At 65.7% G+C, this 15,116-nt stretch carries 14 protein-coding genes; 8 read left to right on the top strand and 6 right to left on the bottom strand.

Going from position 1 to position 15,116, the window contains the following annotated elements:
* Positions 1 to 36: 36 nt before the first annotated feature.
* Entirely contained in the window at positions 37 to 1,335 is a 1,299-nt protein-coding gene (locus CAG29_RS01020; protein WP_085579103.1) for an MFS transporter, read from the bottom strand.
* Positions 1,336 to 1,710: 375 nt separating this feature from the next.
* Between CAG29_RS01020 and CAG29_RS01015 the strand changes: the two genes are divergently transcribed.
* Both CAG29_RS01015 and CAG29_RS01010 read left to right on the top strand, forming a co-directional pair.
* Positions 1,711 to 2,115, top strand: a complete 405-nt coding sequence (locus CAG29_RS01015) for an acyl-CoA thioesterase (protein ID WP_003229628.1) — start codon at positions 1,711 to 1,713, stop codon at positions 2,113 to 2,115.
* A gap of 58 nt (positions 2,116 to 2,173) precedes the next feature.
* The gene (locus tag CAG29_RS01010; protein ID WP_085693770.1) at positions 2,174 to 3,073 is read left to right on the top strand and encodes a D-hexose-6-phosphate mutarotase; all 900 of its coding nucleotides are present in this window, start codon (positions 2,174 to 2,176) and stop codon (positions 3,071 to 3,073) included.
* A gap of 118 nt (positions 3,074 to 3,191) precedes the next feature.
* On the opposite strand, the gene CAG29_RS01005 is transcribed toward CAG29_RS01010, so the two are convergent.
* The 5 genes from CAG29_RS01005 to CAG29_RS00985 form a co-directional block, all read right to left on the bottom strand.
* Positions 3,192 to 3,728, bottom strand: coding sequence for a DUF3299 domain-containing protein (locus tag CAG29_RS01005; RefSeq protein ID WP_085693769.1), 537 nt, complete (start codon positions 3,726 to 3,728; stop codon positions 3,192 to 3,194).
* A gap of 99 nt (positions 3,729 to 3,827) precedes the next feature.
* Entirely contained in the window at positions 3,828 to 4,073 is a 246-nt protein-coding gene (locus tag CAG29_RS01000) for a GlsB/YeaQ/YmgE family stress response membrane protein (RefSeq protein WP_085579109.1), read from the bottom strand.
* Positions 4,074 to 4,179: 106 nt separating this feature from the next.
* Complete coding sequence (locus tag CAG29_RS00995) at positions 4,180 to 5,262, bottom strand: 5-(carboxyamino)imidazole ribonucleotide synthase (RefSeq protein ID WP_085579111.1); 1,083 nt, start codon at positions 5,260 to 5,262, stop codon at positions 4,180 to 4,182.
* A gap of 10 nt (positions 5,263 to 5,272) precedes the next feature.
* Positions 5,273 to 5,764 (bottom strand): 5-(carboxyamino)imidazole ribonucleotide mutase, encoded by a 492-nt coding sequence (gene purE, locus CAG29_RS00990; protein ID WP_085579114.1) that lies wholly within the window; start codon positions 5,762 to 5,764, stop codon positions 5,273 to 5,275.
* A gap of 370 nt (positions 5,765 to 6,134) precedes the next feature.
* Positions 6,135 to 7,043 carry a LysR substrate-binding domain-containing protein gene (locus tag CAG29_RS00985; RefSeq protein WP_085579116.1) on the bottom strand — a complete coding sequence of 303 codons (909 nt, stop codon included), beginning with the start codon at positions 7,041 to 7,043 and terminating at the stop codon, positions 6,135 to 6,137.
* 178 nt (positions 7,044 to 7,221) lie between these two features.
* Between CAG29_RS00985 and aspA the strand changes: the two genes are divergently transcribed.
* The 6 genes from aspA (at position 7,222) to CAG29_RS00955 (ending at position 15,030) form a co-directional block, all read left to right on the top strand.
* On the top strand, positions 7,222 to 8,646 hold the full coding sequence (gene aspA / locus CAG29_RS00980) for an aspartate ammonia-lyase (RefSeq protein ID WP_085579118.1): 1,425 nt from the start codon (positions 7,222 to 7,224) through the stop codon (positions 8,644 to 8,646).
* A 452-nt stretch (positions 8,647 to 9,098) separates the two neighbouring features.
* Entirely contained in the window at positions 9,099 to 10,538 is a 1,440-nt protein-coding gene (locus tag CAG29_RS00975; RefSeq protein ID WP_085579121.1) for a sodium:alanine symporter family protein, read from the top strand.
* A gap of 104 nt (positions 10,539 to 10,642) precedes the next feature.
* The gene (locus CAG29_RS00970; protein WP_085579123.1) at positions 10,643 to 11,647 is read left to right on the top strand and encodes an asparaginase; all 1,005 of its coding nucleotides are present in this window, start codon (positions 10,643 to 10,645) and stop codon (positions 11,645 to 11,647) included.
* Between the two features lie 117 nt (positions 11,648 to 11,764).
* Positions 11,765 to 12,763, top strand: a complete 999-nt coding sequence (locus CAG29_RS00965; protein ID WP_085693768.1) for an AraC family transcriptional regulator — start codon at positions 11,765 to 11,767, stop codon at positions 12,761 to 12,763.
* 144 nt (positions 12,764 to 12,907) lie between these two features.
* On the top strand, positions 12,908 to 13,933 hold the full coding sequence (locus CAG29_RS00960) for a histone deacetylase family protein (protein ID WP_085579127.1): 1,026 nt from the start codon (positions 12,908 to 12,910) through the stop codon (positions 13,931 to 13,933).
* Positions 13,930 to 15,030 (top strand): polyamine ABC transporter substrate-binding protein, encoded by a 1,101-nt coding sequence (locus CAG29_RS00955; RefSeq protein ID WP_085579129.1) that lies wholly within the window; start codon positions 13,930 to 13,932, stop codon positions 15,028 to 15,030. Before CAG29_RS00960 ends, CAG29_RS00955 begins: the two co-directional genes overlap by 4 nt.
* The last annotated feature ends 86 nt before the right edge of the window (positions 15,031 to 15,116 follow it).

Genomic DNA, 15,116 nt, shown 5'->3' with positions numbered 1-15,116 from the left:
CACCGAAACGCCTTTCGATGGGGAGCGGACAAAACATCAGCGGCCCTTGCTCCAGAGCCACGCCCCCACCACGATCCCCATGCCGCACAGCACCGCCACGTAATAGGCCGGGCCCATTGCGCTCTCCTTGAGCAGCAGGCTGACCACCATCGGCGTCAGGCCGCCGAAGATTGCGTAGGCGACGTTATAGGAGAAGGACAGGCCACTGAACCGCACCACCGGCGGAAACGCCTTGACCATCACATAAGGCACCGCGCCGATGGTGCCGACCAGAAGGCCGGTCAGCGCATAGAACGGGAACAGCCAGTCCGGATGGTCCGCCAGGCTGTGGTAGAAGGTCCACGAACTGGCCAGGAGGCCCAGGCAACCGAACACGAACACGCGCCCGGCACCGAAGCGGTCGGCCAGCGCGCCGGCCAGGATGCAGCCCACGCTCAGGAACACGATCGCCAGGCTGTTGGCCTGCAGCGAAACGGTCGGCGTGAAGTGGTAGACGGTCTGCAGCACGGTCGGGGTCATCAGGATCAGCACGACGATGGCGGCGGACAGCAGCCAGGTCAGCAGCATCGACACCAGGATCGCCCCGCGGTGGTCGCGCAGCACCGCCCGCAGCGGCACTTCCTCGGCCAGGGCCTTGCGCAGCTGCAGTTCGGCGAACACCGGCGTCTCGTGCAGCCAGCGGCGCAGGTAGACCGAGAACAGGCCGAACACGCCGCCGAGCAGGAACGGGATCCGCCAGGCGTAATCCGCCACTTGCTCCGGCGTATAGAGGCTGTTGATCGCCGTGGCGACCAGCGAGCCCAGCAGGATGCCGGCGGTCAGGCCGCTGGTCAGCGTGCCGCAGGCGTAGCCGATGTGCCGGTCGGGCACGTGTTCGGAAACGAAGACCCATGCCCCCGGCACCTCGCCGCCGATGGCTGCGCCCTGGATCACCCGCATCAGCAGCAGGAGGATCGGCGCCCACAGGCCGATCTGCGCGTAGGTCGGCAGCAGGCCCATGATCAGGGTCGGCACGGCCATCATGAAGATGCTCAGGGTGAACATCTTCTTGCGCCCAAGCAGGTCGCCGAAGTGCGCCATGACGATCCCGCCCAGCGGCCGCGCCAGGTAGCCGGCGGCGAAGATGCCGAAGGTCTGCATCAGGCGCAGCCACTCGGGCATGTCCGCCGGGAAGAACAGCTTGCCGACCACGGTGGCGAAGAAGACGAAGATGATGAAGTCGTAGAACTCCAGCGCACCGCCCAGGGCGGACAGCGACAGCGTCTTGTAGTCGTTGCGGGTCAGGGGTCGTGCGGGCTGGTCGGACTGCGCGAGGCTCGAGGGCGCTGTGGTCATGGCAAGGTCTTCTCTTATAGTCGGATCTGCCGCCGCAGCAACGCTGGCTGCGGCTCGGGCAGGTTCGGCACCATAGCAAATTGTTCGAAAAAGCACATAGGGGCGCATTTGGCGGGCGAAATGAGAACCTGACGGTCGTCGCGGAGTCTACCGACCGATATACTCGCAACCTCGCCCCGGCTTGTAGGGGGTTGCTGTGCGAAAACGCCGTTGGCCGCATTTCCGTGCCGGGCCAGCCGGTTTCGCAGAGTTTCCCTAAAGGCGCCTTATGGAAAACGTGACGAACGTAGTATGTTCGGTGCTGAATCGTTTTTCCTGAAGACGGCCGTCACCCGCATCACCAACGAAGAGTCACGGGTCAGAGGCACCCTCGGCATGATAGAGCTCGAACAAGAAGATCCGATCCCGCAAGGCGACCTGGCCCTGCAAATCACCGCGCTTCCCCGCGAAACCAACGGCTTCGGCGATATTTTCGGCGGCTGGCTGGTGGCGCAGATGGACCTGGCCGGCACGGCGATGGCCAGCCGTGTCGCCGGCGGCCGGGTGGCCACCGTGGCCATCGACCGCATGGCGTTCCTGGTGCCGGTGGCCGTGGGCGCGCAACTGTCCTTCTATACCCAGACCCTGGAGATCGGCCGCAGCTCGATCCAGATGATGGTCGAGGTGTGGAGCGACGATCCGTTGTCCAGCGAGTGGCGTAAAGTGACCGAAGCGGTGTTCGTGTTCGTCGCCATCGACGGCAGCGGCCGTACCCGTTCGGTTCCGCCCCGCGCCCGCTAAACCTTGCGGCCGCCGGCGGGTCAATAACCGTCCCGAATCGCTGATCGAGAGCAGTCCCATGAACACGCCCAACGTCGAAGCCGTAAAACTGGATGAACTGAACTGCTGGCGCATCCGCCACGGCCGTGCCGAAGTGCTGGTGGCCCAGCAAGGCGCGCACATCCTCAGTTACCAGGTCGACGGCCAGCCGCCGCTGATCTGGCTCAACGACAAGGCCGCGTTCAAGGCCGGCAAGAGCATCCGCGCCGGCGTGCCGGTGTGCTGGCCGTGGTTCGGCGTATTTGCGCGCAACCCGCAGAGCGTGCAGGCCATGCGCACCGGCGCCGAACCGGCCGCCGCCCACGGGTTTGTCCGGGCGACGGACTGGGAACTGGGCGGAATCGAGGCCGAAGGCGAAAGCCTGAAGGTCGAATTCACCCTGCCCTGCCCCGAAGGCGGTTTCGCCGAGTGGCCACACCCGGTGGACCTGACCCTGACCCTGCGCCTGGACGACCGCCTGCACATCGGCCTGACCAGCCGCAACCGCGGCGCCGACACCGTCAGCCTGAGCCAGGCGCTGCACACGTACTTCGCGGTCAGCGACGTGCGCGACGTGCAGGTCGAAGGCGTGGACAGCCTCAGCTACATCGAGACCCTGGACGACTGGAAGACCGTCACCCAGAAAGGCAACCTGCAGTTCGCCGGGGAAACCGACCGCATCTACCTCAATGTTCCGCCACGGCTGAGCATCAACGACCCGGCCTGGGAACGGCGCATCGTGCTGAACGCCACCGGTTCGCGCACCGCCGTGATCTGGAACCCGTGGATCGACCGCGCCGCCGCATTCGCCGACATGGCCGACGACGGCTGGCAGCGCATGCTGTGCATCGAGACCGCGAACGTGATGGACGACATCGTGAACCTGGCGCCCGGCGCCAGCCACACCATGGCCGTGAGCATCGGCAGCGAACCTCTCTGATTCACCCCGCTTGCGGGAGCCAGCCTGCCGGCGAAAGCGGTCCGTCAGTTAACGATGAATCGACTGACACGACGCAATCGCCAGCAGGTCGGCTCCTACAGCGATTTTGGCGGGCTGATCAGAGGTCCGATTCCTGCACCACCTTCACCTTGTCCGCGTCCAGCGCATACGCCGCGTCGGCCAGGTCATTGCTGACCTGCTCGACCTTCAGCGTGCCGGTCACCCACAGCGGTGTGTAGATGTCATCCAGCTTGAGCCCCTTGGGATAGCGCACCAGCACCAGTTGATTGGGCGGCGGTGGCGGCACGTGGATGCAGGCGCCCGGGTACGGCACGAGGAAGAACAGGGTGCTGCGGCCCTTGGCGTCCGACTCCAGCGGCACCGGATAACCGCCGATGCGGATGCGCTTGTCGTTCATCGACGCCACGGTCTTGGTCGAGTACATCACCGCCGGCAGGCCCTTGGCCTGCTTCATCCCGCCCTTCTGGGTGAAGGTGCCGTTGGCCTCCGGGGAGTTGTGGTCGATTTCCGGCATGGCTTCGAGGGCTTTCTGATCCGACTTGGGCATCAGTTCCAGCCAGTCGGTTTCCGGCAGTTCGCCGGCGTGGGCCAGACCGCTGCCCAGCAAAAGGAGAGTCAACAGGAGACGACGCATGAAGGGGCTCGTTGAGAATGCTCGTGAAAGGAAGTCGCGGATCGCCGAGCATTGCGGCCCTTCCCCCAATATCTGCGGGAAGGGCCTTGTCGCTTTGGATCAGCTCTTTTTGATCAGGCCGTAGATCACCAGCAGGATGATCGCGCCGACCAGCGCGCCGAAGAAGCCGGCGGCCTGGCCTGCGTGGTAAATGCCCAGGGCCTGGCCGCCGTAGGTGGCCGCCAGCGAACCGCCGATACCGAGCAGGATGGTCATGATCCAGCCCATGCTGTCGTCGCCCGGTTTGAGGAACCGCGCCAGCAGGCCGACGATCAGGCCGATGAAGATGGTACCGATAATTCCCATGGCATTTCCCTCTGATTGATTGGCTATAGCCTAGCCAGACTTTGGCATCCTGCCATCAGAGAACGGCGGCCCCCGAAGGTTCCGCCGCCGCCAGATGAAACTCTCGTCACTCGGCGATCAGCGCCTCGACCTTGAGGATCTGCTGCGCCAGGGTCGCCTTGTCGGCGCAGCGCAGGTTGGCGTGGCCGACCTTGCGCCCGGCCTTGAACGCCTTGCCGTAGTGGTGCAGGTGGCAATCGGCGATGGCCAGCACCTTCTCGGTCTCCGGCACCTTGCCGATGAAGTTCAGCATCGCGCTCTCGCCGACCTTGGCGGTCGAACCCAGCGGCAGGCCGGCCACCGCCCGCAGGTGGTTCTCGAACTGACTGCACTCGGCGCCTTCGGTGGTCCAGTGCCCGGAGTTGTGCACCCGCGGAGCGATTTCGTTGGCCTTCAGGCCGCCGTCGACCTCGAAGAACTCGAACGCCATCACGCCGACGTAGTTCAGCTTCGTCAGCACACGGCTGGAGTAGTCTTCGGCCAGGGCCTGCAACGGGTGATCGGTGCTGGCCACCGACAGCTTGAGGATGCCGCTGTCGTGGGTGTTGTGCACCAGCGGATAGAACCGGGTTTCCCCGTCGCGGGCGCGCACGGCGATCAGCGAGACTTCGCCGGTGAACGGCACGAAGCCTTCCAGCAGGCAAGCCACGCTGCCCAGCTCGGCGAACGTGCCGACCACATCCTCAGGCTTGCGCAGGACCTTCTGGCCCTTGCCGTCGTAGCCCAGGGTGCGGGTCTTGAGCACGGCCGGCAGGCCGATGGCCGCCACGGCGGCGTCCAGGTCGGCCTGCGACTGGATGTCGGCGAACGCCGGGGTCGGAATCCCCAGCTCCTTGAACATGCTCTTCTCGAACCAGCGGTCGCGGGCGATGCGCAAGGCTTCGGCGCTCGGGTACACCGGCACGAACTGAGAAAGGAAGGCCACGGTCTCGGCCGGGACGCTTTCGAACTCGAAGGTCACCAGGTCCACTTCATCGGCCAGTTGGCGCAGGTGGTCCTGATCGCCGTAGTCGGCCCGCAGGTGTTCGCCCAGCGCGGCGGCACAGGCGTCCGGCGCAGGATCCAGGAAAGCGAAGTTCATGCCCAGCGGGGTGCCCGCCAGGGCCAGCATGCGGCCCAACTGGCCGCCACCGATCACACCGATCTTCATCTCAACAACCTCAGGCAATGCGTGGGTCTGGATTGTCCAGGACGCTGTCAGTCTGCTCGGCGCGGAAGGTCTTCAGCACCGCGTGGAACTGCGGGTGCTTGGCGCCCAGGATACTGGCCGACAGCAGCGCGGCGTTGATCGCGCCGGCCTTGCCGATGGCCAGGGTGGCGACCGGAACGCCGGCCGGCATCTGCACGATCGACAGCAGCGAATCGACGCCCGAGAGCATGGCCGACTGCACCGGCACGCCCAGCACCGGCAAGTGGGTCTTGGCCGCGCACATGCCCGGCAGGTGGGCCGCGCCGCCGGCACCGGCGATGATCACCTCGATGCCGCGGCCTTCGGCCTCCTCGGCGTACTGGAACAGCAGGTCCGGGGTGCGGTGGGCGGAAACCACTTTCACCTCGTAGGGGATGCCGAGCTTTTCCAGCATATCGGCGGTGTGGCTAAGGGTGGACCAATCGGACTTGGAGCCCATGATCACGCCAACCAGTGCACTCATCGTCGCGCCTCTTCTTCTCTGGGCGCCCGCAGGCGCGTCAAAAACAACAAGCCACGCAAGTTGCGTGGCTTGATTGTACGGAAAATGGCCGGACAAACCGGCCGAAGGCCGCGCAGTATACCGCAAAGAAGCCAATAAACAGCCCCCGTCTCGACCATCTGTCATCTGCCGCAAAGCCCCGGTTTTATTGACCCGAAGGTCAGTGCCTGCGCACCGCAAATTGCCCTGCGGGAGCAGGCTTGCTCCCGGATTGGATTGTGGCGGTCGCCGCTCTGCATTGCGCCGCCCCCTTGTGGGAGCCAGCCTGCTGGCGATGGCGTCAGTCCAGGCAGCGCAAGCGTCAGATCAGTTGCATCCCCATTGAATCTTGTCAGGCGCTCTGCGCAGCCCCGCCTTCGAGCTTGCGCCACAGCAGCCGCACGTTGGCCTTGCGCACCAGCGCGCAGCGGTACAGGCGGATCTCCAGCGGCACATGCCACTGCGGGCCGCCGCAGATCACCAGCTCGCCGCGGGCCAGTTCGGCGCGCACGCTCAACTGCGGCACCCAGGCGATGCCCAGGCCTTCGAGCGCCATGCTCTTGAGGCTGTCGGCCATGGCGGTCTCGTAAACGGTGGTGAAGCGCAATTGGCGCTGGCGCAGCAGGCCGTTCACCGAACGCCCCAGGAACGCCCCGGCGCTGTAGGCCAGCAGCGGCACGCTCGCCTCGCCTTCCAGGTCGAACAGCGGCTTGCCGTTGGCGTCCGCCGCGCACACCGGGAGCATTTCGGTGTGGCCCAAGTGCAGCGACGGGAAGATGTCCGCGTCCATCTGCATCGCCGCATCCGGGTCATAGAAGGCCAGCATCAGGTCGCAGCCGCCTTCGCGCAGGGCATGCACGGCGTCGCCGACGTTGGTCGCCACCAGCCGCGTGGCGATGTTCAGGCCTTCGTTGCGCAGTTGCGCGATCCAGCGCGGAAAGAAGCCCAGCGCCAGAGAGTGCGCCGCCGCCACCTGGATCACCTCGCCCTGCCCGCCCTCCAGATGGTGCAGGTGGCGCAGCACTTCGCCGAGTTGCTCGACCACCGTGCGCGCCGTCACCAGGAACAGTTGGCCCGCCGCCGTCAGCTCGATGGGCGTGCGCGAGCGGTTGACCAGGGTCAGCCCCAGCGCGGCCTCCAGGCTGCGGATCCGCCGGCTGAACGCCGGCTGGGTCACGAAGCGCCGTTCGGCCGCCTGCGAGAAGCTGCGGGTGGCGGCCAGGGCACTGAAGTCCTCAAGCCATTTGCTTTCCAGATTCATCACACCCTCCGGGGCGCACCAAAATAGGTCACACGTCTGCCGCGCGAGCGGCGTCACACGGGCATTATGCCGAATGTGCATAGGGCAGTGTTTAACAGCATTGGCCCAAAAATTCCCACAAGCCTAGCATTCGCAGCGTTCCGGCACAGACCGGGTCCCTATCGAGATGATTTCTATCATGTCCTCCGCTGCATCTTTCCGCACAGAAAACGACCTGCTTGGCTCCCTCGAAGTACCGGCTCAAGCGTACTACGGCATCCAGACCCTGCGAGCGGTGAACAACTTCCGTCTCTCCGGCGTTCCGATCTCGCATTACCCGAAGCTGGTGGTCGGTCTGGCCATGGTCAAACAGGCCGCCGCTGACGCCAACCGTGAGCTGGGCCATCTGAGCGAAGCCAAGCACGCTGCCATCAGCGAAGCCTGTGCCCGACTGATCCGCGGTGATTTCCACGAAGAGTTCGTGGTCGACATGATTCAAGGTGGCGCCGGTACGTCCACCAACATGAACGCCAACGAAGTGATCGCCAACATCGCGCTGGAAGCGATGGGTCACCAGAAAGGCGAATACCAGTACCTGCACCCGAACGACGACGTGAACATGGCACAGTCGACCAACGACGCCTACCCGACCGCGATCCGCCTGGGTCTGCTGCTGGGTCACGATGCGCTGCTGGCCAGCCTCGACAGCCTGATCCAGGCGTTCGCGGCCAAGGGTGAAGAATTCAACCACGTCCTGAAGATGGGCCGCACCCAGCTGCAGGACGCCGTGCCGATGACCCTGGGCCAAGAGTTCCGCGCCTTCGCCACCACCATGGGCGAAGACCTGGCCCGCCTGAAGACGCTGGCCCCGGAAGTGCTGACCGAAGTGAACCTGGGCGGCACCGCCATCGGCACCGGCATCAACGCCGACCCGCGCTACCAGGCCCTGGCCGTGCAGCGTCTGGCCCTGATCAGCGGTCAGCCGCTGGTGCCGGCCGCCGACCTGATCGAAGCCACCTCCGACATGGGCGCCTTCGTGCTGTTCTCCGGCATGCTCAAGCGCACCGCGGTCAAGCTGTCGAAGATCTGCAACGACCTGCGCCTGCTGTCCAGCGGCCCGCGCACCGGCATCAACGAGATCAACCTGCCGGCGCGCCAGCCAGGCAGCTCGATCATGCCAGGCAAGGTCAACCCGGTGATCCCGGAAGCCGTGAACCAGGTGGCCTTCCAGGTCATCGGCAACGACCTGGCGCTGACCATGGCGGCCGAAGGCGGCCAGCTGCAGCTGAACGTGATGGAGCCGCTGATCGCCTTCAAGATCCTTGACTCGATCCGCCTGCTGCAACGCGCCATGGACATGCTGCGCGAGCACTGCATCGTCGGCATCACCGCCAACGAAGCCCGCTGCCGTGAACTGGTCGAGCACTCGATCGGCCTGGTCACCGCGCTGAACCCGTACATCGGCTACAAGAACGCCACCCGCATCGCCCGCGTCGCCCTCGAGACCGGCCGCGGCGTGCTGGAACTGGTGCGCGAAGAAGGCCTGCTCGACGACGCCATGCTCGCCGACATCCTGCGCCCGGAAAACATGATCGCCCCACGTCTGGTTCCGCTCAAAGCCTGAACCGACGCGAAATTCGCTGTACCGCTCACCAGGTCGAGGGACTAGACACCTCTCACCTTTTGAGGGCTTGGGGATTGCTCCCCAAGCCCTTTTTTTTAACTTTCCGATCCTGAGACCCGTATGTCTGGGGATTGCTCGCACAAAAAAAAGAGCAGTCTCCACACAAGCCCGGCGCCGGTAACGCCGGGTGTTTCAAAGCCTACGTTCCGTCGCTTGCACCACAACCGTGCAGACGGGCGCCGCACTGATAGGTATAGTGCCGCCCCTCTTCGCGTGAGCGGTCGTCGGTAACGAGGCCCAAACCCATGCGAAACCCGAACTAATAACAAACCCGCGATATGGAACCGGGACGAAACCATCGCCTCGCCCGTTGTGCCGCCCGCACACCGGTGTAACGCGATGTTTCCGACCTTCCAGCATTTGCTTACACAAAAAACAGCGAGGAAAAATCCATGCTAGAAGTCATCAACGACTTCCTCTCAGGCAAAGTACTGATCCTGCTCATTGTCGGGCTCGGCAGCTACTTCACGATTCGCTCGCGTTTCGTTCAACTGCGCCACTTCACCCACATGTTCGCGGTGTTCCGCGACAGCCTCAAAGGCAACGCCGGGCAGCTCAGCTCGTTCCAGGCCCTGATGCTCAGCCTCGCCGGCCGTGTCGGCGCGGGCAACATCGCCGGCGTCGGCATCGCCGTGACCCTGGGCGGCCCGGGCGCGGTGTTCTGGATGTGGGTGACCGCACTGGTCGGAATGTCCAGCAGCTTCTTCGAATGCACCCTGGCCCAGGTCTACAAGCGCGCCGACGGCGACGGCCTGTACCGCGGCGGCCCGGCCTACTACATCCAGCACGGCCTGAAGCTCAAAGGCATGGCGGTGGTGTTCTCCATCCTGCTGCTGGTCACCTACGGCTTCGCCTTCATCGGCCTGCAGTCGTACACCGTGACCCACTCGCTGCAGAACGCCTTCGACTTCGATCCGCGCCACACCGGCATCGTCCTGGCGGTGCTGCTGGCCATCACCTTCATCGGCGGCATCAAGCGCATCGCCGCGGTGTCCGACCTGCTGGTGCCGGTCAAGACCCTGGCCTACATCGCTGTGACCCTGTACGTGATCGGCACCCAGATCGAACACGTGCCGGCCATGCTGGAAACCATCTTCAAGAGCGCCTTCGGCCTCGACCCGGCCTTCGGCGGCCTGCTCGGCAGCGCCATCGTCATGGGCGTGAAGCGTGGCGTGTTCGCCAACGAAGCGGGCCTGGGCAGTGCGCCGAACGTGGCTGCCGTGGCCGCCGTGAAGCACCCGGGCGCCCAGGGCGTGGTCCAGGCCTTCAGCGTGTTCCTCGACACCTTCGTGATCTGCACCTGCACCGCGCTGCTGATCCTGCTGTCGGGCTTCTACACCCCGGGCTTCGAAGGCGACGGCATCGTCCTGACCCAGAACTCGCTGGCCGCCGTGGTCGGTGACTGGGGCCGCCTGTTCGTGAGCGTCGCGCTGTCGCTGTTCGTGTTCACCTGCATCCTCTACAACTACTACCTGGGCGAGAACAGCCTGCAATTCCTCAGCCGCAACCGCGTGGTGCTGATGGTGTTCCGCGGCCTGGTGCTGGCGCTGGTGGTCTGGGGTTCGATGCAGGATCTGTCGACCGTGTTCGCCTTCGCCGACATCACCATGACCTGCCTGGCCTTCGTCAACCTGATGGCCCTGGCCATGCTGTTCAAGGTCGGCCTGCGCGTGATGCGCGACTACGACGAGCAGCGCCGTGCCGGCGTCGACCAGCCTGTGTTCGACTCGCGCAAGTTCGCCGACCTGGACCTGGACCTGCAGGCCTGGCCTGCCGAAACTTCGCCGGCCGCCAAGGCCGAGCCGCAAGGCGTGCCCGCAGCGCAACGCTGACGGGTGAACGGCGGGCGCATCCTCTGCGCCCGTCGGTTACAGTGCGTTAAATGTCGGAGCGGGCGTGCCCGCTCCCACAGCACCTCACCGTTTCGGAGAATCCCATGAACCCTTCGACCTACCCTGCCGCCCAGCACGTCATGGTGCTGTACACCGGCGGCACCATCGGCATGCAGGCCAGCGCCAACGGCCTGGCCCCGGCCTCCGGTTTCGAGGCGCGGATGCGCGAGTACCTGCACGGCCAGCCTGAGCTGGTGGTGCCGCAGTGGCGCTTCCGTGAGATGGCGCCGCTGATCGACAGCGCCAACATGACCCCGGCCTACTGGCAGCAACTGCGCGAAGCGGTGGTCGACGCCGTCGATGTGCAGGGCTGCGACAGCGTGCTGATCCTGCACGGCACCGACACCCTGGCCTACAGCGCCGCGGCGATGAGCTTCCAGCTGCTGGGCCTGCACGCCCGCGTGTGCTTCACCGGCTCGATGCTGCCGGCCGGCGTCACCGACAGCGACGCATGGGAAAACCTCAGCGGTGCGCTGACCGCCCTCGGCCAGGGCCTGGCGCCGGGCGTGCACCTGTACTTCCACGGCGAGCTGCTGGCGCCGACCCGCTGCGCGAAGGTGCGCAGCTTCGGGCGTCACCCGTTCAAGCGGCTGGAGCGCCAGGGCGGCGGCACGCACGCCGCTTCGCTGCCTGCCCAACTGACCTACGGCGCGCCGAAGCAGTTGGCGAACGTCGCGGTGCTGCCGCTGTTCCCCGGCATTTCGGCACAGGTCATCGACGGCCTGACCGCCAGCGGCATCCAGGGCCTGGTGCTGGAGTGCTACGGCAGCGGCACCGGCCCGAGCGACAACCCCGAATTCCTCGCCAGCCTCGGCCGGGCGCGGGACAAGGGCGTGGTGGTCGTCGCCGTGACGCAATGCCATGAGGGCGGGGTCGAGCTGGACATCTACGAGGCCGGCAGCCGTTTGCGCGGCGTGGGCGTCCTGTCCGGCGGCGGCATGACCCGCGAGGCGGCGTTCGGCAAGCTGAACGCGCTGCTGGGCGCGGGGCTGGACGACGCCGATGTGCGGCGCCTGGTCGAACTGGACCTGTGCGGCGAACTCGCCTGACACCGACCGAACCTTGCGGCGAGTGAGCCCGCTCGCTCGCCGCAACGGTTCACCCTTGCCGTTCCCGTCCGGCATGCAACTTGCTGCGTTCCAGCCATCCCCAGGCTGGAAGATCCCATGCTCCACTCCCACCTCACCACCCTCAACGCGGTCTCGCTGATCCTCAACACCTTCAAGGACCAAGGATTGTCGGACGATGCGCTGCTGGCCGGCAGCGGCATCAGCACCGCAGACCTGAGCCGCGCCGACACCCGCATCACCACCAACCAGGAGATGCAGGTGTGCGCCAACGCCGTGGCGCTCAAGCACGACATCGGGCTGGAGCTGGGCCGGCGCATGCATGTTTCCTGCTACGGGATACTCGGTTACGCCCTGCTCACCTGTGCCACCTTCGGTGACGCCCTGCGCCTGGCGGTCCGTTATCCGGCGCTGCTGGGCACCCTGTTCGAACTGAGCCTGGAAGACGACGGCGAACAGGTCTGGTTCGTCGCCGCCGACTACCGCGAAAGCCCGGCGATGGCGGTGTTCAACGCCGAGTTCTGCCTGGTCTCGCTGAAAGTCATCTGCGACGACCTGCTCGGCCACCCGCTGCCGCTGCGCGCCGCCCGTTTCGAACACGCCGCCCCGGACTACCGCGACAGCTACGCCCAACCGTTCGACTGTCCGCTGCACTTTCGCGCCAAGGACAATGCCTTCGCGTTCGAGCGGCGTTGGCTCGACCAACCGCTGCCGCTGGCCGACACCATCACCCACCAGGCCATGGCCGAGCGCTGCCGCAAGCAGAACACCGAGTTCACCGGGCGCCAGGCCTGGCTGGGACGGATCCGCCAGTTGCTCGGCGCGCAGCTCAATTGCGCACCGGGGCTGGAGGGCCTCGCGCAGCAGATGAACTGCTCGCCGCGCACCCTGCGCCGGCACCTCAAGGACATGGGCTGCAGCTATCAGGAACTGCTTGATGAGCTGCGCTTCGAGCGGGCCAAGCAACTGCTGTGCGAAGACCAGATGCCGATCTACCGCATCGCCGAGACCTTGGGCTTCAGCGAGACCGCGAGCTTCCGCCATGCGTTCGTGCGCTGGAGCGGCGTGGCCCCGAGCCAGTTCCGCCCCCACGGCTGAGCCCCGCCTCAGCAGGCGCGAGGGGCGAATTGAGGTCAGCACTTTTGGCCGCATCGATCCCCTTTTGGCCGCTCCCGCCGTTCTCCGATCCGCCTCGGGCCGCAACACTGTGTTCAACCGAATCAGCCCTGCGGAGAACAACAAATGCTGACGATCTACTCGGACGACCACCACCTGCACCACGGCCGCTGCGAACTCATCGACGGCCAGCTCAAGCCGTGCTTCGAGATGCCGTCCCGCGCCGACCACGTGCTGCAACGGGTCAGGCACCAGAACCTGGGCCCGGTGCAGGCGCCGAAGGATTTCGGCCTCGAGCCGATCGCCCGCATCCACAGCCGCGACTACCTCGATTTCTTCAAGGGCGCCTGGACGCGCTGGACCGAATTCAACACCGACGGCGACCTGCTGCCCTACACCTGGCCGGCGCGCACCTTGCGCCAGGTGAAGCCGACCAGCCTGCACGGCCAGCTCGGCTACTACAGCTTCGACGGCGGCGCACCGATCACCGCCGGCACCTGGCAGGCGGCCTACAGCGCCGCGCAGGTGGCGCTGACCGCCCAGGCGCAAATCCAGCGCGGCGCCCACAGCGCCTTCGCCCTGTGCCGTCCGCCGGGACACCACGCCGCCAGCGACCTGATGGGCGGCTACTGCTACCTCAACAACGCCGCCATCGCCGCCCAGGCGTTCCTCGATCAGGGCCACAAGAAAGTCGCGATCCTCGATGTGGACTACCACCACGGCAACGGCACCCAATCGATCTTCTACGAACGCAGCGACGTGCTGTTCACCTCGATCCATGGCCACCCGGAGGCGGAGTTCCCGTTCTTCCTCGGCTATGAAGACGAGCGCGGCGAAGGCGCCGGCGAAGGCTTCAACTTCAACTACCCGCTGCCGGCCGGCGCAGGCTGGGACGTCTGGAGCGCCGCGCTGGAGCAGGCCTGCCAAGAGATCGAGCGCTACGGCGCCGACATCGTCGTCGTGTCCCTGGGCGTGGACACCTTCAAGGACGACCCGATCTCGCAGTTCAAGCTCGACAGCCCGGACTACCTGGCCATGGGCAAGCGCATCGCCGCCCTGGGCAAGCCGACGCTGTTCGTCATGGAAGGCGGCTACGCCGTGGAGGAAATCGGCATCAACGCGGTGAACGTGCTCGAAGGCTTCGAACAATGAACAGCCTCAAGACCCTCATCGCTTGCGCGCTGTGCGCCGCGCTGCTCGGCGGCGCGGCCCACGCCGAAGAACGCACCCTGCGCGTCTACAACTGGTTCGACTACATCACCCCCAAGGCCCTGGAGGATTTCAAGGCACAGAACGCCCAGACCAAACTGGTCTACGACATCTTCGACACCAACGAAGCGCTGGAGGCCAAGCTGCTGACCGGCAACTCCGGCTATGACGTGGTGGTGCCGTCCAACGTGTTCCTGGCCAAGCAGATCGAGGCCGGGGTGTTCCAGCCGCTGGACCGCAGCCGTCTGCCGAACTGGAACCACCTCGACCCCAAACTGATGAAGCTGATCGAGGCCAACGATCCGGGCAACAAGTTCGCCGTGCCGTACATGTACGGCACCATCCTGATCGGCTTCAACCCGGCCAAGGTCAAGGCGGTGCTGGGCGACGACGCCCCGGTGGACAGCTGGGACCTGATCTTCAAGGAAGAGAACATCAGCAAACTCAAGCAGTGCGGCGTCGCCCTGCTCGACTCGCCGTCGGAGATCCTGCCGCTGGCCCTGCAGCACCTGGGGCTGGACCCCAACAGCAAGAACCCGCAGGACTACGCCAAGGCCGAAGCGCTGCTGCTGAAGATCCGTCCGTACGTCACCTACTTCCATTCCTCCAAGTACATGGCCGACATCGCCAACGGCGACATCTGCGTGGCGGTGGGCTACTCGGGCAGCTTCTCCCAGGCCGCCAACCGCGCCAAGGAAGCGAAGAACGGCGTGGTGGTGGACATGCGCCTGCCCAAGGAAGGCGCGCCGATCTGGTTCGACATGCTCGCCATCCCCAAGGGCGCGCAGAACCCGCAGGACGCCTATACCTTCATCAACTACTTGCTGCAGCCGCAGGTGATCGCGCCGGTCAGCGACTTCGTCGGCTACCCGAACCCCAACAAGGACGCCACGCAACAGGTCGACCCGGCGATCCGCAACAACCCCAACCTGTACCCGACCGACGCGGCCATGAACACGCTCTACACCCTGCAGCCGCTGCCCCGCGACGCCGAGCGCGCCCGCACCCGGGCCTGGACCCGGATCAAGTCCGGCACCTGATCCGGCTCCAACCGACAAGACCCGCCCCGTGCGGGTCTTTTTTTTGCCTGCGGTAACCGACTACCGCAGGCACCGTCCGAGGCACG

Origin of the sequence: Pseudomonas sp. B7(2017) (assembly GCF_002112745.1) — a bacterium.
Lineage (GTDB): Bacteria > Pseudomonadota > Gammaproteobacteria > Pseudomonadales > Pseudomonadaceae > Aquipseudomonas > Aquipseudomonas ekonensis.
Note: the sequence above shows the minus strand (reverse complement) of the source record. Positions and strands in the feature narration are given on the sequence as shown.

Bases quoted from the DNA above. Each gene is read 5' to 3' on its own strand.
- CAG29_RS01020 (WP_085579103.1), bottom strand. From the start codon at position 1,335: ATGACCACAGCGCCCTCGAGCCTCGCGCAGTCCGACCAGCCCGCACGA.
- CAG29_RS01015 (WP_003229628.1), top strand. From the start codon at position 1,711: ATGATAGAGCTCGAACAAGAAGATCCGATCCCGCAAGGCGACCTGGCC.
- CAG29_RS01010 (WP_085693770.1), top strand. From the start codon at position 2,174: ATGAACACGCCCAACGTCGAAGCCGTAAAACTGGATGAACTGAACTGC.
- CAG29_RS01005 (WP_085693769.1), bottom strand. From the start codon at position 3,728: ATGCGTCGTCTCCTGTTGACTCTCCTTTTGCTGGGCAGCGGTCTGGCC.
- CAG29_RS01000 (WP_085579109.1), bottom strand. From the start codon at position 4,073: ATGGGAATTATCGGTACCATCTTCATCGGCCTGATCGTCGGCCTGCTG.
- CAG29_RS00995 (WP_085579111.1), bottom strand. From the start codon at position 5,262: ATGAAGATCGGTGTGATCGGTGGCGGCCAGTTGGGCCGCATGCTGGCC.
- purE (WP_085579114.1), bottom strand. From the start codon at position 5,764: ATGAGTGCACTGGTTGGCGTGATCATGGGCTCCAAGTCCGATTGGTCC.
- CAG29_RS00985 (WP_085579116.1), bottom strand. From the start codon at position 7,043: ATGAATCTGGAAAGCAAATGGCTTGAGGACTTCAGTGCCCTGGCCGCC.
- aspA (WP_085579118.1), top strand. From the start codon at position 7,222: ATGTCCTCCGCTGCATCTTTCCGCACAGAAAACGACCTGCTTGGCTCC.
- CAG29_RS00975 (WP_085579121.1), top strand. From the start codon at position 9,099: ATGCTAGAAGTCATCAACGACTTCCTCTCAGGCAAAGTACTGATCCTG.
- CAG29_RS00970 (WP_085579123.1), top strand. From the start codon at position 10,643: ATGAACCCTTCGACCTACCCTGCCGCCCAGCACGTCATGGTGCTGTAC.
- CAG29_RS00965 (WP_085693768.1), top strand. From the start codon at position 11,765: ATGCTCCACTCCCACCTCACCACCCTCAACGCGGTCTCGCTGATCCTC.
- CAG29_RS00960 (WP_085579127.1), top strand. From the start codon at position 12,908: ATGCTGACGATCTACTCGGACGACCACCACCTGCACCACGGCCGCTGC.
- CAG29_RS00955 (WP_085579129.1), top strand. From the start codon at position 13,930: ATGAACAGCCTCAAGACCCTCATCGCTTGCGCGCTGTGCGCCGCGCTG.